Source organism: Psychrobacter luti (assembly GCF_014192115.1).
GTDB lineage: Bacteria > Pseudomonadota > Gammaproteobacteria > Pseudomonadales > Moraxellaceae > Psychrobacter > Psychrobacter luti.
In genome coordinates, this window is record NZ_JACHXL010000006.1 from 86181 (window position 1) to 103312 (window position 17132).

Here is a 17132-nt window from a genome sequence, read left to right on the forward strand (position 1 = left end):
ATTTTAGAAGGAAGTTTTGCTAATGAGTCAGACCGACCCTTATGTTTTGGTGCTCTATTATTCAAATTATGGTACGACTAAGACATTAGCATATGCCATCGCCCAAGGTATTGAAGACGCTGGCATGACGGCGCGTATTCGTACGGTGCCGACAGTTGCACCTGAAACCACGGTAAGCAAGCCTGCCATTCCTGATGAAGGCGATCTTTATTGCACCATGGATGATTTAAAAGATTGTAGTGGTCTGGCGCTTGGTAGCCCAACACACTTTGGTAATATGGCAGCGCCTATGAAGTATTTTTGGGACAATACTGTCACGCTATGGCTGGCTGGCAATCTACAAAATAAACCAGCAGCCGTATTTACCGCAACTGGCTCGATGCACGGCGGGCAAGAGACGACATTATTGACCATGATGATGCCGCTATTGCATCATGGCATGATGATTGTAGGTGTCCCTTATGCTGAGCCTGCCCTAAATCGTACCCGTGGTGGTGGCTCACCTTATGGGGCTAGTCATGTGAGCGGTGCTCTACATGATCAGCCTGTATCGGAAGATGAGCGTGAACTGGCGATTGCCCAAGGGCGTCGTTTGGCAATTACGGCTTCTGCCTTAGCCCAAGCCAATTGTAAGCGTTAATTGCCCTCATCCATTGCTGCTATCAATTAGGAAATAAATATCTCTCATGGCTACTAACCGCTCCAATCAGGACAGTAAAATAAAAACGCCAGAAGAAAATACATCTCAGGCTACTAATGCTGTGAAGGCGCAAAAGCCAATCACGCCTATTCGTCAGCGTTTGATGGTGACATGGTTGGTATGGCTGGTTTTTAGATTATTGGCGTTACCGGTTCTAATCAGTGTCTTTAATCCTAGTAATCCAGATATTATCGGCGGTATTGCTTGGCAAGCGCTCTGGTTAGTACCAGCGTTTGTCTTAACGCCATCGATATTACGTGGGCGTTCACCTTATGCACTATTGATAGATAGCATGTTTACTCTGGTTTATCTCGGGGCAAGTGGTGTAGTGCTATTCACTCGCGTTTATGGCAGTAGTTGGGCTGAAATAGCCGTATATTTGCTTGATTTTATTCTGTTGTTTGCAATTAATATTTGGTTATTTATATTGTTAAAACGACTACCGTCAATGAATAATGTCGTGAAGCAACCACGTTCTCGCTAGATGAATCTTGGCATCTTGTATTGTTGTAACCTATATTAATAGCAAAAAAGCGGCGCTCTATATATGTAGAGCGCCGCTTTTTTAGATTGACCATTTATAGAGAATTGGAACTTAATTAACTTTAGTTAATTCTAAATCCATCTTTTTACCATCGTTAATTTGACTGACTTTAACTGGTAGGTAATCTAAGCTCGGTGCCAACCAAAAACTGGTCGAGCGGCTGTTGTCATCATGGACGCGGTCGACACGCACGGTGTCAAAAGTACCTGCTGGCACGGTAATTTTAGTATTACCTGATTTTTTAAAGGGCGTTTTCTCAATCTTATCTTTTTTAGCCATGTAATAATTGCCAGAGAATTTACCATTTAACAAGTCTTGACGAATTTGCACCTCAAGGCTCAAATCATCAAAGGCTTGCTGCGCCATATTCATGGTCGTCGATTTGCCTCGATAGTTACTCACCACTTTTTTGCTACTGGGATTAAAATCCAATTTATGCGTACGACCAACGCCCAGTAGCTTATAAGTAGTGCTTGCTTGAGTAGGGATGACATTATCACCATTAATGCTAAAAGTACTGTTTTGGGCGGCGCTCGCGACACCGGCCACCCGAGCATCGACATTATATTTCCAAGTATTGCCCGATTTACTTAACGTACGGGTAGCCGTCCCTTTATACTTGTCTTCAACGGTAAAGCTATAATTGGCGCTTGACGGTTCAATGTTCTTTGCACTGGCAAGGGTAGGTGCGGTCATACTCAAAGCTCCAATCGCAGCAATGCTCGCCCCAGTAGTTAAGACGGTGAAAAATTTAGAGGCGCTGCGTTTCGGGTTGTTAGAATCGGTTGCTAGGGATTGTTTATTATTCGATAAAAAACTCATGGGTATTCCTTAATGTGATTTCAAGCTGATCTGTCAGCTTTTACTTATAACTATTATTATGATCTCAAGGGCTATAATGGTCATACTCTGTTACATTTTCAAGAGCGGATGCAGATTCAAGCGTTTGGCTATTGTAGTTAATGTTACTGTTTTTGCTAAACAAAGCAGCCATAGTAACTCGATGTAAGCTTAGTAATATGCGGTAAATTAAATGGTTAGTAACAATCAAAAGGCGCTCACGTCTCACAGCTTATATTTACAGCCCGTATTCAATAGTAAGTCTGCTGTTTTATAACAATGCTGAGACCTTTAATAGCATGCAATTCAATCAAATAATTTTTTTAAAACATCATTACAGACTGAATAAGCGATAATGTGCAAAATTCTTGTAAATTTTTGGCCTTTACACTTGAACCGAACTCACCTTGCCCCCACTTTTTGATACAAGCTCAAAGCTTATCTAAAGAATGCTGTGTTTACGCAGTGATTCTGATAGATCTTGGTATTGAGATCATTAATTCAAATAAACCCTTACTTTAAATAACCAACTTTTGGAGTCATATCGATGAACATTCGTCCTTTACATGACCGTATTGTCGTCCGCCGTATAGAAGAAGAAACAAAAACTGCGGGTGGTATCTTACTTCCTGGTTCTGCTCAAGAAAAACCTTCACAAGGTGAAGTGCTAGCAACCGGTAACGGTCAGATTCGTGACAACGGTGAAACACGCGCGTTAGATGTAAAAGCTGGCGATAAAGTCTTGTTCGGTCAATATGCTGGTCAAACGGTAAAAGTTGACGGCGAAGAGCTATTGATTATGAAAGAATCTGATGTATTGGGTGTGCTAGAAGGCTAGTCCTTTTTGATTATTCTGATACTCAGCGCATTTTGATAATATCATTGAAATATTTAATTGCATTCTCATACTTATAATAGTGGAGTAATTTAACATGGCAAAAGACGTAAAATTCGGCATTGATGCCCGTAAACAAATGATGGACGGCGTAAACGTTCTAGCAAACGCAGTACGTGTAACCTTAGGCCCTAAAGGTCGTAACGTGGTTATCGATAAATCTTTTGGCGCGCCTACTATCACTAAAGATGGTGTATCAGTTGCCAAAGAAATCGAGCTTGAAAACAAATTTGAAAACATGGGCGCTCAGTTGGTCCGTGAAGTTGCTAGCCGCACAAACGATGTTGCTGGTGATGGTACGACTACTGCGACTGTATTGGCTCAGTCAATCTTGCAAGAAGGCATGAAGTCAGTTGCCGCTGGCATGAACCCAATGGATCTAAAACGCGGTATCGATAAAGCGGTTCGCGCTGCAGTTGAGCAGATTCATTTGCTATCAACGCCAGCTGACGATTCAAAAGCGATTGCTCAAGTGGGTTCTATCTCTGCCAACTCAGACAACAAAATTGGTGAATTGATTGCCCAAGCGATGGAAAAAGTCGGCAAGCAAGGCGTCATCACTGTTGAAGAAGGTTCAAGCTTTGAAGATACCTTAGAAGTAGTCGAAGGTATGCAGTTTGATCGCGGTTATATCAGCCCGTACTTTGCTAATAAGCAAGACAGCTTAACTGCTGAGTTTGAAAATCCATACATCTTGCTTGTTGACAAAAAAATCAGCAATATTCGTGAGATCGTGCCATTACTTGAGCAAGTGATGCAGCAGAGCAAACCTTTGCTAATCATTGCTGAAGACGTAGAAAACGAAGCATTAGCGACTTTAGTTGTAAACAACATGCGTGGTGGCTTAAAAACTTGTGCTGTTAAAGCACCAGGTTTTGGCGATCGTCGTAAAGCAATGCTTGAAGATATCGCAACGCTAACTGGCGGTACTGTGATTTCTGAAGAGATTGGTCTGAGCTTAGAGACTGCAACTCTAGAGCAATTGGGTACCGCTAAGAAAGTAACTGTCGGTAAAGAAAATACCGTGATCGTTGATGGCGCTGGTAACTCTGCTGATATCGAAAACCGCGTTGAGTCTATCAAACGTCAAGTAGAAGAATCAACGTCTGACTACGATAAAGAAAAGCTTCAAGAGCGTATGGCAAAACTTGCTGGCGGCGTTGCCGTTATCAAAGTTGGCGCTGCGACTGAAACTGAAATGAAAGAGAAGAAAGACCGTGTTGATGATGCGCTACACGCGACTCGTGCAGCGGTTGAAGAAGGCGTTGTCCCTGGTGGTGGTGTTGCCTTAGTTCGTGCGATGAATGCATTGTCTGAGCTACGTGGCGATAACGATGACCAAAACGCTGGTATCAATATCTTACGTCGCGCAATGGAAGCCCCATTACGTCAAATCGTTACCAACTCAGGCGAAGAAGCCTCAGTTGTAGTTAATGAAGTGAAGAGTGGTAGCGGTAACTACGGTTACAACGCAGCTTCTGGCGAATACGGCGATATGCTAGAGATGGGTATCCTTGATCCAGCTAAAGTTGCTCGTTCAGCACTAGAAAACGCCGCTTCTGTAGCAGGCCTCATGCTTACTACTGAAGTCATGATTACTGATTTACCGCAAGGTGATGATGGTATGGCTGGCATGGGCGGTGCTGGTGGAATGGGCGGTATGGGTGGAATGGGCGGCATGATGTAATCTATGCCCCTTTATCTGTAATGCTTAATACTATAATTTCTACTTTATAGTAATTGGTAAAAAAAACCCCGATAGGCTTTGGCTTATTGGGGTTTTTTTATGCAAATTAGATGTTTGTTTAAAAATTACTGATTTGCTTCATCCCGTCTAAACGTCCACGTTTTATCATCAGACAGCTCATCGACATAATAATAGCCCGCCAAATCAAATTCCTTTAGCTGCTCAGCATTGGTCAGTTTATTATCAGCAGCATATTTCACCATCAGTCCACGAGCTTTTTTGGCATAAAAGCTAATCACTTTATATTGACCATTTTTCTCATCTTCAAATCGTGGCGTGATAATCTCAGCATTCAGCGCTTTCTTTTTTATTACCTTAAAATACTCATTAGAAGCTAGGTTAATTAAAACTTTGTCATCACTATCTGCCATGCGTGCATTGATAGCGTCAGTCACTGCCTCGCCCCAAAACTCATAGAGATTATCTCCGCGCTCATTTTTTAGCTTGGTGCCCATCTCTAGGCGATAGGGTTGGATTAAATCGAGCGGTTTTAGCACGCCATAAAGCCCTGACAAAATACCCAAATGTTCATTGACATAAATAGCGGTCTCTTTGTCCATGTGATACATATCAAGACCGCTATAAACATCACCATCGAATAAATAGCCCGCAGCTTTGGCGCTATTACCAGAGGCATCATCTGTAAAGGGTTCGTTAGTACTCCAAGCCCAGTCTTGGTTACGCTTAGCATTGAGCTGAGCTAAGTCGTTAGAAATGCTCATCAGCTCTTGCAAATCAATCGGCTCTTTTGCTTTTAAATTTTTCATGAGGGTTTGGGAGTGCTCAATCAGCTCGGGCTGACTATAGTAGTTGCCAAGTTTAACTGGCACAGCATCTTTCTCATTAAGAGATTTGGCAGGGGAGAGTAAAAAATACATTGTTATTCCTTATTATCGTGAGGCAAAAGGCATTCTATTTAAGTGTCAAGTTTTCTTATTATACGGTAGACAGTATTTTATCTTGACTTAGTCGTAGCTGTTTTGTATTTTTAAGCGTCATCGTAGACATATGTCAAATATTGATACAGTCTTCTTACTGGCTCAGAGCTACTAGCTTACAGGCTTTGCGCGCTTTTGGAGAAAATAAAAGTTTTTAATATAACAATAAAAGTTATGATGATGGTGTAAATACCTAACTTTTTATTTTACTTGTGGGTCATCATTAGACAATGAAAGTTAGTAAACGATATCTCTATAATAAAAAGGCATGATGGCAAAGCAGTCATCATTTATTAAATTGATAATCTTTGGTCTTAAGTGTTAAACCAACCATGACCGAAGATTTTTTTGTCCCCTGTGCTTTTTAAATGTGCGTTGAGGGTATTAAAAGTAGTCACTAGACGTAAGGAGACGGTATGAGAATCGGTGTTATTAGTGCAGATAGCGCAAGTGAAAGTCGGGTAGCGCTAACCCCAGACGCGGTAAAAAAGTTACGTAAACTAGGATTTGAAGTCGTCATTCAGTCAGGTGCAGGTCAAGCAGCATATTATGCTGATGAGTTGTATCAGGCAGCGGGTGCTGACATTGCCAACAGTAGTACCGATGTCGTCACCCAGTCACAGATTATTACTACCGTCAATGACTTGCCAGCGGCGGTAACTGAGCATTTAACGGCCGGTCAAGTGGTTATCGGGATGCTTGACCCGTATCGCAATAGCCAGTTAGATACTTATGCAGCAAAAGGCGCGACCGCCTTTGCGATGGAGTTATTGCCACGTACCTTGTCACGCGCACAGAATATGGACGTCTTGTCATCACAAGCCAACCTTGCTGGTTATAAAGCAGTATTGCTAGCCGCCAATGAATATTCGCGTCCTTTCCCAATGTTTATGACCTCAGCTGGTACGGTTAAGCCTGCCAAAGTCGTCATCTTAGGCGTTGGGGTTGCAGGACTACAAGCGATTGCAACGGCGAAGCGTTTGGGCGCCGTCGTTGAAGCAAGTGACTTACGTCCAACCGCTCGCGAGCAAGTAGAATCCTTAGGTGGTAAATGGCTTGATGTGCCGATGAGTGCAGAGGAAGCTGAAACAGCTAAGTCCACAGGTGGCTATGCGTGGACACCATCAGAGCAATACGTCAAAGACCAAGCGGCAGTGGTTGACAAGGCATTAAGCAATGCTGATATCGTTATCACTACTGCACAGATTCCTGGTCGTAACGCACCACGTTTGGTGCACGGGGCGACGCTTGCCAAAATGAAGGCAGGTTCAGTGCTGATTGATATGGCAGCTGGCACGGGTGGTAACGTTGAAGGCAGTGTACCTGATGAAACCATTACCACGGCAAATGGTGTGCGTATCGTTGGCGCGGCCAATATTCCATCGCAACTTGCCGCACAGTCTTCAGACTTATATGCCAATAATCTTGTTAACTTTATCACCACTTTAATTGCTCCTGCAGCTACAGACGAGGCTTCAGTAAATACACTGGCACTAAATTTAGATATGAATGATGAGATTCAAGGGGCGTTAGCAGTGACCCATGACAACCAAGTACGCCTTGCTAAACGCTAAGCCTTAAACATCAAGTCTCGACTACTTCATTACCCTACATTTGCCAGACACGAACAAAATTTTAGGAGGATTAGATGATTGCCACTATTTTAGCTGCAGCGCCAGCCGGTGCGGCCATGAGTAGCACACCGTTTGTAGCGATTTTTACCGTATTTGTGCTCGCTATTTTTGTCGGATACTACGTTGTTTGGGGCGTTACCCCTGCATTACATACACCATTGATGGCCGTAACCAACGCTTTATCAAGTATTGTCATCGTTGGTGCGATGCTACAAACCGTCACTATTGATGGTTCGATGTTTACACCGACCAGTTTGCTAGGTGCCTTTGCGGTATTTTTAGCCAGTATCAATATCTTTGGTGGTTTTGCCGTGACGGAACGTATGCTTGCGATGTTCAAACCGAAAGTAAAAAAAGCACCTGCTCTTGAAACTGGGACGACTGAAAGTGGAGGTGACGCATGAGTGACTTATCAACTATGATTGCGGCTAATGCAGATTGGTTCTACTTAATCGGTGCTATTCTGTTTGTCTTAACTTTACGTGGTCTATCTAGTCCAAAAACTGCTATTCGCGGTAACCGCTTTGGTATGGTTGCAATGGCGATTGCGGTAGCAACGACTTTTTTCTTAGCTGAAGGCCCTGTGCTGTGGTTAATCATCGGTGCGATGGTATTGGGTGCACTCGTCGGTATGTGGAAAGCAAAAACGGTCGCCATGACTCAAATGCCAGAAACCGTTGCCTTGATGCATTCATTTGTTGGTTTAGCAGCGGTGGCGATTGCATTAGCAACGGTACTGCATACTGAACAACAGCATGGCGCGGTTGCCCGTGTTGAATTGTTTATCGGTTGTTTCATCGGTGCGATTACTTTCTCAGCGTCGGTATTTGCCTTTGGTAAACTGGCAGCAAAAAGCTGGGCGAAGACCTTGGTTGGTAGCTGGGTTAAACCAGTACAGGCACTGTTATTTATTGCCATGATAGGTTTTGGTATCGTCTACTTTATGACCGATTCGTTGCCAGCATTTTATGCAATGGCAGTGATTGCAGTCATCTTTGGTTGGATGTGGATTGCCCCAATCGGTGGCGGTGATATGCCAGTGGTTGTGTCGCTATTGAACTCGTTCTCAGGTTGGGCGGCAGCAGGTATTGGTTTTACCCTTGGCAACTCGATGCTCATTATCGCAGGTTCGCTAGTCGGTTCATCAGGTGCGATTTTATCTTATATCATGTGTAAAGCCATGAACCGCTCATTGCTTAATGTCTTGTTTGGCGGTATGGGTACGACAGCTGCCGCTGCAGGCGGTGATGATGGCGCACCAAAGAACTACAAAGCAGGCTCAGCAGAAGATGCAGGCTTTCTTATGGCCAATGCCAGTAGTGTGGTCATTGTACCGGGTTATGGGATGGCGCAAGGCCGTGCACAAAACGCGGTCAAAGAATTGTATGAGCTATTAAAAGACGAAGGCGTTAATGTGCGTTTTGCCATTCATCCAGTTGCTGGTCGTATGCCAGGACACATGAACGTACTATTGGCGGAAGCTGATGTACCTTATGATGATATTCTTGAAATGGACGAGATTAACTCCGACTTCGCTAGTACCGATGTGGTCTTAGTGATTGGTGCCAATGACGTTGTTAATCCATCTGCAAAAGATGATCCGTCGTCGCCAATCTTTGGTATGCCGATTCTAGATGTTACCAAAGCGCAAACCGTGATGGTCATCAAGCGTTCGATGAATACCGGTTATGCAGGCCTTGATAACAGCTTATTCTATATGGACAAAACTATGATGATCTTTGGCGATGCTAAGAAAATGGTTGAAGAGATGGTGCGTAGTATCAATGGTGCGCATTAATCTTTAAAGTCAGCTTTTAGATATAAATTACCAAATCTAAGCTTTGCCATAAAAAAGTCACTGAGGTGGCTTTTTTTGCGTTAAGGTAGGCAGCATTTACATTCAATTATCTCCAATCATGATTAATAAATAATAATAGTTAAGAGACTTCCTTATGAACATGTTGATACGTTTTTTTATTATGGTAAGCCTACTAAAACAACAGCTTAATGCGCAGTCAGTGAGTGAAAGCTTGAGTGTCGAGACATTAACGACGCCGACTGTCCGTCATTATCGGGTATTACCACATGACATGGGCTTTCGCGATCATCTGCCTAATTATCGTTACCTGTCTTTTATTGAGCTAAATATCACAAAATGGCTGATGGCGTGCTGTCATCAAAAGGGGATTAAAAATCTCGGCTGGATTATCGCCATGCAAGAAATGGTCTATCTCAAAGAAATTAAGTTTCTGAGTAAAATGACGGTAAATAGTACGCTTATCGGGTGGGATAAAAAATATGTCTATTTTGAAACGCGTTTCTTTGTAAAAAATCAGTTGATGGGCGTTGGTATGACCAAGTTTGTATTGACCAATAAAAAAGGCAAGTGTGCGCCAGAGGTATTGGATATGACAGGCGCGCAGACAAATGAGGTCATTGATTCTTGGAATCAGCATCAAGTAGCGATTAAATCTGCTAAATAGAGAAAATAAGCTAAATCAACAAAGGCTCTATAACGAACTTGTCTATAATCAGCTGGCGAATTTTGCTACGATAGGGCTTATTAAATGGTCAAGAAAATCGTCAAGCAAATAACCAGCTTAAATGACCATCAATTCGATGACAATTATAAAATGATGACAAGTTAAGGAGTTACCATGACCCCGCAAAAATTGAAATGGACAGACAGCTTAGATATCGCTATCGAGCTTTACGAGAAATTTCCCGAGACTGATCCGAAGTATATTCGTTTTACTGATTTACATCGCTGGGTGACTGAGCTTGAAGGCTTTGATGATGACCCGCAGCGTTCAAACGAAGGTATCTTAGAAGCTATTCAAATGAATTGGATTGATGAAGCAGATTAGAAGAACACTGCAACGTTAATCGTATTAAAACTCATTTTAAATATTTTTTTAAACACAAAACAGTATCAATATATAGGATAGGCCGCATTATGACATCAGAAATCAAAGAGCTACCCGAAGCGATAGCGTGCAAAGGCATCAGCGTTCGCACCACCAATAATGCTGAAATTAGCCAAGAAACAGCCAAGTTAGGTCGCTTATGGCAAAAGTTTTATCAAAATCATGCGGGCAATCTTCCTGAGGGCGAAGATATTTACGGTATCTATCATAACTATGAGAGCGATGATTTGGTCGGTGCTTTTGATGTTGTGGCCGCCTGGAAAGTAGATAGCGAGCAAGCGCAGTCAGATAATAGCGCTAATGCTAAAAACGGCACTCTAGTCAGCGTAGATATTCCTGCAGGAAAGTATTTGGTCTTTTCTGAAGAGGGCAGAATGCCTAATACCGTAATGAACGCTTGGGAAAAAGCATGGACCTATTTTAACCACCGAAACTGTGAGCACGTACGAACGTACAATGTTGATTTTGAGCACTATATTGGTGGTAACTTAGAGTATGGGAAAGTAGACCTCTATATTGGTATTGAGTAAAGTTATAGAATCACAAACAAATAATACAGAAGGATAGTCTATGGCGACGCCTCAAGTGACTTATCAAATAAATACGCCAATCACGCCTTATCAATTTATTGATGTGCTAAAAAAGTGTAGTTTAGGCGAGCGCCGTCCCATAGATAGTCCATTCGTTATTAAAGCAATGCTAGATAATGCTGACTTGTTAGTGACGGCTTGGGTTGATAAAGAGCATGATAAGGCTCACGAAAAAAAGGTAAATGATGCTAATAGTGATAAACAGCTGATTGGCATCGCGCGCTGTGTTACTGACTTTAGCTATTGTTGCTATTTATCGGATATCGCTGTCGATGAAGCATACCAACATCAAGGTATTGGTAAATTGATGATAAAAAAGATTGAACAGCAATTACCACCAAACTGTAAAATTATTCTATTATCTGCGCCGCAAGCGAGTCAATATTATCCTAAGATTGGCTTTATCAAACATGAAAGTGCTTGGGTTAAAGTGATAGAGTAATAAGAGTTTGAAGCAATTCTTAATGAAAAACTTTGCATCAAAAAATTATAAAAAAAAGCGCCAAATCTAACGTAGATAGCGATTTTTTCTTTTATTAATACTAATTAATCTAATAGTAAATTTTCTAAAATCCCCTCATAAATCTGCGCTAATTTCCCCAAGTCATCTATTTCTACTTTTTCGTCAACCTGATGAATCGTGGCATTACGCACGCCAAGCTCAACCACTTGTGCTCCCGTTGGCGCGATAAAGCGTCCATCGGATGTGCCGCCAGAAGTTGATAATGTCGTATCAGTACCGGTTACAGATTTGATTGCTTGCTGGCATGCCGAGACCAATTTACCTTCAGGCGTTAAGAATGGCTGACCGGATAATTTCCAATGAATATCATAGCTGGCTTTACTGTTTTCAAAATATTTATCAAAGATAGCATGGGTTTTTGCCTTTAGCTCATCTTCGCTTGTTTCTGTAGAAAAGCGGAAATTAAAGATAACTTTTAGCGTTTCAGGAATAACGTTGGTCGCGCCCGTGCCACCATTAATATTAGAGATTTGCAGGGAAGTTGCAGGGAAGTACTCATTGCCATTATCCCAAGTCGCCGCCGTAAGCTCTGCTAATGCGGCCATCGTTGCATGAATAGGATTTGAGGCTAAGTGAGGGTAGGCAACATGGCCTTGTTTACCAGTGACGGTAAGCTCTGCGCCCAATGAGCCGCGGCGACCATTTTTAATGATGTCGCCAAGCGTGTCGGTACTTGATGGCTCGCCAACGAGGCAATAGGTGATTTTCTCATTTCGCGCTTCTAAGGTTTCCATGACTTTGACCGTGCCATTGATGGAAGGGCCTTCTTCATCTGAGGTGATTAAAAAAGCAATAGAGCCATTGTGCTCAGGATGGTTAGCAACAAAACGCTCGGCGGCAATAGTAAAAGCAGCAATACCGGTTTTCATGTCAGCTGCACCGCGCGCCCATAAATAACCATCGGCAATGGTTGGCGTAAATGGCGGATAAGTCCAATTGTTCTCATTGCCTGTAGGCACGACGTCAGTATGACCAGCAAAACAAATAACGGGATCAGTGGTGCCACGGCGCGCCCATAAGTTTTTGACTTCAGCGTGTTCGCCTTTTGCCTGTCTATCACCGTAATACATAAACTCACAGTCAAACCCTGCTTGTTGCAAGCGCTCTAACAATATATCTTGGCAGCCATCATCATCTGGTGTGACGGACGGACGTTCAAGTAGGGCAATACTTAACTCTACGGTTTGCTGTTGGTGGGTTTTACTATTATTTTCTAAACTCATGATAGTCCTAGATAAGTTGATTTAATATTTCTTGTGATAACATCTGGCTTATTTTGATAATATTTATCTAATGCTGATGTTTATCAACTTTGATGATCAAAATAGCTTTAGTTTTTATCCAAGTAAATTTTCTCATAATCGCCGTAATATATTGCTAGATATTCTTTAATGCACTTTTCGGCTGGGGTATTACTATAATTTCTAACTTTGTCACTGTTATAAGCAAGCACATAGCCACCTGCAGAAATAACATCACCCATTTTATAACTTGTTCCTAATAGTTTTAAAGTTTTGTTATGACTATCAAAAGTTGCATGTCCTTCGGGGAATACAGATGTCATCCATCTGCTTCCGTCAAATGCAAGTAGACACCCATCCTCATATTTGAATTCAGTAGTAAGAGCGGTCGGATTAATTATTAGAGGTTTTTCAGGAGTGGACTTCGGTAGATAATAGGTAAAAAAGAACTCATTGTGTTGTTGAGTAGGGGCTTGAGGATTAAGTGTCTCGCAGCTCATAATCAGAAGGGACATAACAATTAAGAGTAAGCTTCTAAATAAGGTTTTATGCATTGTCATTATCCTTAATTAACAAGGCTTATTTAAAGTAAAAGTAATAGCTGATAAATTTTAAACATTGTCTTTAACAAAAGGCACTAGACCATCACGGCGCATCCAAGTCGCGATAGAATAACGCTGACGATGAGCAATTTGCACCTGATGTTGTAAGTCACTATCAAATATGACCAGTCGATTGGCAACAGGCATAACATTATGATGAATGCTATGCTTATCGACGATTTCTAAAGCCCCACCGTCATTATTGCTCCAATCATCATTGAGATAAAACACTGCCGAGATAACTCGCTCATCACGCCCAGCCGGATTATCGCTATGCCATTGATAGCCAAAACCCACTGGATAACAAGCATAATGTGCTTCACTATGGCGAATACCGGCAAACAAGCTTTGATTGAATAAAGCGGCAAGCGCATTGATACTTTCTAAATAGTAATAACCGGCAAAGAAATTTTCCGTAATCCATCTAATACGATCACCGCGAATATCGCTAACCCGAATACCAGCCGTCAGCTCTGCGTCACGATACTCAATAAACCCGCTTTCGGATTGCAAGGCTAATAGTGCTTTATTCTCAAACACCCCATCAATAATCATCCAACCATCATCTACAAACTTATCGAGCTGCGTATCGGTAAGCTTATTTTGCCAATCGACATCAAAGTCTGATAACTCTAATACGTGCTGAGTCGGCAGCTTTTGGCTATCGTCGCCATCATGCGGAAATAGCAATGGTGGGTTATCCTGCCCAATCGGATTATCGACGACTAACTGTGTTACCTCAAGATTGCTAATAATCTGCGTCATTTTGTCTCGCCGTTATAAATAAACATGCCATTCGCTGTCAATACACAGCCAATTCATGCCTTTTTACCAAAACCATCGTTATCTTTTACCCTGTCTATGCTACCATAGATGCAATTTTTCTTATTTAAACTTTTGATCTTATGAATTATAAACACGCCTATCACGCTGGTAACTTTGCCGATGTCGTTAAACACATTTTATTGGTACAACTACTGAATCAAATGGGGCAAAAAAACAAACCTTTTTATGTGCTGGATGCTTATGGCGGTCGTGGACTGTATTCGCTCGGCAGTGAAGAGGCGCGCAAAACAGGTGAATCCAAAGGTGGTATCCAAGCCTTAGTAAAGGCTGACGTCGAAAAAGCACCGACGGCAGTCAAAGACTATATGGAAGGCATTAAGCAAGCCCGTTTCACTTATGACAAAAAAGTCTATCCTGGTTCGCCGTGGTGGATTGCTCATCATGTGGAGAAAAACCCTGATGCCGGCGTACGCGCTGAAGCGTTTGAGGCAAAAGCCAGCGAATATGATGCTTTGAACTATCAGCTGCATAAATTGCCAATTGGTATTCATCATCGTAATGCGTTTGAGGGAATCGCTGCCGTTATTCCACCAAAAGAGAAGCGCGGTCTGATTTTCCTTGACCCTCCTTACGAGCAAGAGCATAAAGACTTTACACGCCTGATTAATCTGTTGGTCGCCTCTTATGAGAAATGGCCACAGGGCACTTATGCCTTATGGTATCCGATAAAAAATATCGAAGCGGTTGAGCTGTTCCATAAAAAGCTTAAGCGTACTGAGATGAGACGTCAATTGGTCTGTGAGCTCAATATTTATCCTAACGATATCGCCGTAGGTCTGAATGGTACAGGTCTACTAATTATCAATCCGCCTTGGCAGTTTGACAATCATGCGCGTGAGATATTACGTTTCTTACAGCCTGTATTAAAAGTTGAAGATGCACCAGACTTGTCGGCAGACAGTGCAACCAATGTACGCTGGTTGGTTGGCGAATAAGGATATCGTTATGACGACTGATCACTCATCAAATAGCTTAGTAGCCGACAAGGTTATGGATGACGGTTTGGTAAAAGAGCCATTGTTACAAGATAGCGCCGCCACCCAGCCGCCTTTTATCGATGAGCATGAGTTCAATATTCGCCTAGCGGATAATGACAATTATGATGGCTTAACTTTTGAGGTGATTGAAGCAGAAGTTGCAGAAGGCAAGCGCGTGGTCAGTCGCGGTGTGTATTTAGCGCCCAATCTCATCACAACCTTATCCTTACTGTCGGGTTTTTACTCTATTTTAGCCAGTACCCAAGGTGAGTTTTATAAAGCATCATTGGCGATTTTCTTATCCGCTATCCTTGATGGCGCTGATGGGCGGGTCGCGCGCATGCTCAATGCACAAAGCCCTTTTGGCGAGCAGTATGATTCACTTGCCGATATGCTGGCCTTTGGGGTTGCACCTGCAATTTTGATTTATAGCTTTGCTTTAGAGCCTTTAGGTCGTGTTGGGTTAGGATGTGCATTTGTCTTTACCGCTTGCGCCGCTTTCCGCCTCGCGCGTTTTAATGTTCAGATTGGTGAAGTTGATAAAAAGTACTTTGTCGGTTTGGCGAGTCCGCTTGCTGCTATCTTGGTTACGGCAGCGGTGATGGTTGCGGTCGATCATAACGAATGGATCGGACAATACGATACGGTGGTGATGTTCTTATTTGCCGCGTGGGTAGTTATCTGCGGCTTATTGATGGTCAGTAACGTCAAATACTATAGTTTTAAAGAGTTTGATAAAAAGAAAGTGCCTTTTGTGGTGCTTATCATTGGCGTGCTGGTCATGAGTATCATCTTATATGATATCCCTGTGGGCATCTTAGCTATTGGTATCATCTATGCTTTATCGGGAATCTTTACCACGCTAAAAAGCAAAGCCACCAGTTAACGCTATGATTGCTTTATAGTAGATATTAGCTAGACATGCACAAAAAAACTGCCTATTAAAAAATAGGCGGTTTTTTTGTGAGAAATATTTATAGGATAAATAATAAGGTTGAAAGTTCAGAATATAAGTAGAGGAGTTTAATACAAAAGACTAAGAATGAATTTTAATAGGATGCCTTATAAAGTGCTATGGTATAGATTCTTCATTCAATATTGAAGTGTCGTTCTAAAAAGTATCATTTTAACATTGGTATTTCTATGACTTCATATAGTCAAAGTCGAGGTTATTATGCTGAACTTACCTAGTTTTAAGCGCCCATTGTCTATCTCAAATGTATCAGCGTACCTATTAAAAGGGGTAATGGCAGGTACTTTACTTTCATTATCATTCGTTTCAATATCTTCGCATGCTTCTACTAGCAACTCAGTAAGCCCTATATCTCGCGCTGAAGCGGCTAATCCTGCTAACTTTTATCGTTTGAGTATTAACGGTGCTGCCGTTACTTCCGCATCAGCACCCTGTTCTATGAAAAAAGGGCTGATTTCTTGTGGTCTTGAAAAGCTTAAACTCATCAATAGTAGTATTAATGAAGTGTCCGCGGATTATGATTTGGCGCAAACTTTCTTCTATCCATCAAAAGCCCAGCCCAAGACAGCCGTTGTTGTCATTACCCGTTCAGGTCTCATGGATGATAGTATTAGCGCAGAACGTTATCGTATTAGCTTTACTCTAAAAGGTAAGCCATCTGAATTAAGTTGGCATTGGGTTCAGTATGGTGTGCAATATCAATGTGTTCGCGGTAACAAGGCAGGAAAATGGACGAAGAATCTTTGCCCTTAATAGCGCCTTAGATTGATAAACAGATTTAGCATTATCAAAAAATTAGAAATAAACCTTCAAACTCCCTTGACCCCCTTCCAAATACGCGTATAATGCGCCCTAGTCGAAAGGGAAGGCGGATTGGAGAATGATTTATCATTCTAATAAACCTAACCGGACGGAGTAAATAATTTCTACTTTTAACTTAGTTTAAAATAAAATAATTTACCTGTTGACTTAATGATTTAAACGTCTATAATACGCACCTCGTTAAGACGAACTGGAATGACTTATATGTAAATTACATATAATAAACCCAGATAACTTATTGAAACAATTTATAAAAAAGCTTGACAAACCAAATCATTATGATATGATAGTCAGCTCGCTTCAAGGCATAACCCATATGGTTTAAGCCAATGA

Annotated in this window: 19 protein-coding genes; 14 read left to right on the forward strand and 5 right to left on the reverse strand. The window is 41.9% G+C overall.

The genetic code is table 11. The annotated features are described in order from the left end of the window. Positions 1–22: 22 nt before the first annotated feature. Together wrbA and FHS24_RS11010 are read left to right on the forward strand one after the other, a co-directional pair. Positions 23–640 carry an NAD(P)H:quinone oxidoreductase gene (gene wrbA, locus FHS24_RS11005; RefSeq protein WP_183621167.1) on the forward strand — a complete coding sequence of 206 codons (618 nt, stop codon included), beginning with the start codon at positions 23–25 and terminating at the stop codon, positions 638–640. Between the two features lie 46 nt (positions 641–686). After that, positions 687–1184, forward strand: a complete 498-nt coding sequence (locus FHS24_RS11010) for a hypothetical protein (RefSeq protein WP_183621168.1) — start codon at positions 687–689, stop codon at positions 1182–1184. A 111-nt stretch (positions 1185–1295) separates the two neighbouring features. On the opposite strand, the gene FHS24_RS11015 is transcribed toward FHS24_RS11010, so the two are convergent. Beyond that, on the reverse strand, positions 1296–2066 hold the full coding sequence (locus FHS24_RS11015) for a DUF3108 domain-containing protein (protein WP_183621169.1): 771 nt from the start codon (positions 2064–2066) through the stop codon (positions 1296–1298). A 565-nt stretch (positions 2067–2631) separates the two neighbouring features. Between FHS24_RS11015 and FHS24_RS11020 the strand changes: the two genes are divergently transcribed. Both FHS24_RS11020 and groL read left to right on the forward strand, forming a co-directional pair. Next, positions 2632–2922 (forward strand): co-chaperone GroES, encoded by a 291-nt coding sequence (locus FHS24_RS11020; protein ID WP_010196840.1) that lies wholly within the window; start codon positions 2632–2634, stop codon positions 2920–2922. Between the two features lie 94 nt (positions 2923–3016). Continuing rightward, positions 3017–4666: a chaperonin GroEL gene (gene groL, locus FHS24_RS11025; RefSeq protein ID WP_183621170.1), complete on the forward strand. Its 1650-nt coding sequence runs from the start codon at positions 3017–3019 to the stop codon at positions 4664–4666. A 125-nt stretch (positions 4667–4791) separates the two neighbouring features. On the opposite strand, the gene yaaA is transcribed toward groL, so the two are convergent. Next, on the reverse strand, positions 4792–5604 hold the full coding sequence (gene yaaA, locus FHS24_RS11030) for a peroxide stress protein YaaA (protein WP_183621171.1): 813 nt from the start codon (positions 5602–5604) through the stop codon (positions 4792–4794). A 476-nt stretch (positions 5605–6080) separates the two neighbouring features. Between yaaA and FHS24_RS11035 the strand changes: the two genes are divergently transcribed. The 7 genes from FHS24_RS11035 to FHS24_RS11065 all read left to right on the forward strand — a co-directional run bounded on the left by FHS24_RS11035 (position 6081) and on the right by FHS24_RS11065 (position 11257). Then, entirely contained in the window at positions 6081–7238 is a 1158-nt protein-coding gene (locus FHS24_RS11035; RefSeq protein WP_183621172.1) for an NAD(P) transhydrogenase subunit alpha, read from the forward strand. A 116-nt stretch (positions 7239–7354) separates the two neighbouring features. Next, positions 7355–7702: a proton-translocating transhydrogenase family protein gene (locus tag FHS24_RS11040; protein WP_201547234.1), complete on the forward strand. Its 348-nt coding sequence runs from the start codon at positions 7355–7357 to the stop codon at positions 7700–7702. Beyond that, positions 7699–9096 carry an NAD(P)(+) transhydrogenase (Re/Si-specific) subunit beta gene (locus FHS24_RS11045; RefSeq protein ID WP_406947792.1) on the forward strand — a complete coding sequence of 466 codons (1398 nt, stop codon included), beginning with the start codon at positions 7699–7701 and terminating at the stop codon, positions 9094–9096. The genes FHS24_RS11040 and FHS24_RS11045 overlap by 4 nt, the downstream gene beginning before the upstream one ends. Positions 9097–9250: 154 nt before the next feature. After that, on the forward strand, positions 9251–9781 hold the full coding sequence (locus FHS24_RS11050; RefSeq protein WP_183621174.1) for an acyl-CoA thioesterase: 531 nt from the start codon (positions 9251–9253) through the stop codon (positions 9779–9781). A 174-nt stretch (positions 9782–9955) separates the two neighbouring features. Beyond that, a complete protein-coding gene (gene iscX, locus FHS24_RS11055; protein WP_183621175.1) occupies positions 9956–10165 on the forward strand; it encodes a Fe-S cluster assembly protein IscX in 210 nt (69 codons plus the stop codon). 89 nt (positions 10166–10254) lie between these two features. Next, on the forward strand, positions 10255–10755 hold the full coding sequence (locus FHS24_RS11060; protein ID WP_183621176.1) for a GyrI-like domain-containing protein: 501 nt from the start codon (positions 10255–10257) through the stop codon (positions 10753–10755). A 40-nt stretch (positions 10756–10795) separates the two neighbouring features. After that, a complete protein-coding gene (locus tag FHS24_RS11065) occupies positions 10796–11257 on the forward strand; it encodes a GNAT family N-acetyltransferase (protein ID WP_183621177.1) in 462 nt (153 codons plus the stop codon). A 104-nt stretch (positions 11258–11361) separates the two neighbouring features. On the opposite strand, the gene dapE is transcribed toward FHS24_RS11065, so the two are convergent. From dapE to FHS24_RS11080, 3 genes are all read right to left on the reverse strand, one after another. Beyond that, positions 11362–12561, reverse strand: a complete 1200-nt coding sequence (dapE, locus tag FHS24_RS11070) for a succinyl-diaminopimelate desuccinylase (RefSeq protein WP_183621178.1) — start codon at positions 12559–12561, stop codon at positions 11362–11364. 107 nt (positions 12562–12668) lie between these two features. Further along, a complete protein-coding gene (locus tag FHS24_RS11075; protein WP_183621179.1) occupies positions 12669–13133 on the reverse strand; it encodes a hypothetical protein in 465 nt (154 codons plus the stop codon). A gap of 57 nt (positions 13134–13190) precedes the next feature. Next, complete coding sequence (locus FHS24_RS11080; protein ID WP_183621180.1) at positions 13191–13946, reverse strand: 2OG-Fe(II) oxygenase; 756 nt, start codon at positions 13944–13946, stop codon at positions 13191–13193. A 140-nt stretch (positions 13947–14086) separates the two neighbouring features. On the opposite strand from FHS24_RS11080, the gene FHS24_RS11085 reads away from it, so the two are divergent. From FHS24_RS11085 to FHS24_RS11095, 3 genes are all read left to right on the forward strand, one after another. Next, positions 14087–14962 carry a 23S rRNA (adenine(2030)-N(6))-methyltransferase RlmJ gene (locus FHS24_RS11085; protein WP_183621181.1) on the forward strand — a complete coding sequence of 292 codons (876 nt, stop codon included), beginning with the start codon at positions 14087–14089 and terminating at the stop codon, positions 14960–14962. Between the two features lie 10 nt (positions 14963–14972). Then, a complete protein-coding gene (pssA, locus tag FHS24_RS11090; RefSeq protein WP_221185064.1) occupies positions 14973–15890 on the forward strand; it encodes a CDP-diacylglycerol--serine O-phosphatidyltransferase in 918 nt (305 codons plus the stop codon). Positions 15891–16178: 288 nt separating this feature from the next. Next, positions 16179–16730, forward strand: coding sequence for a hypothetical protein (locus FHS24_RS11095; protein ID WP_227671803.1), 552 nt, complete (start codon positions 16179–16181; stop codon positions 16728–16730). The last annotated feature ends 402 nt before the right edge of the window (positions 16731–17132 follow it).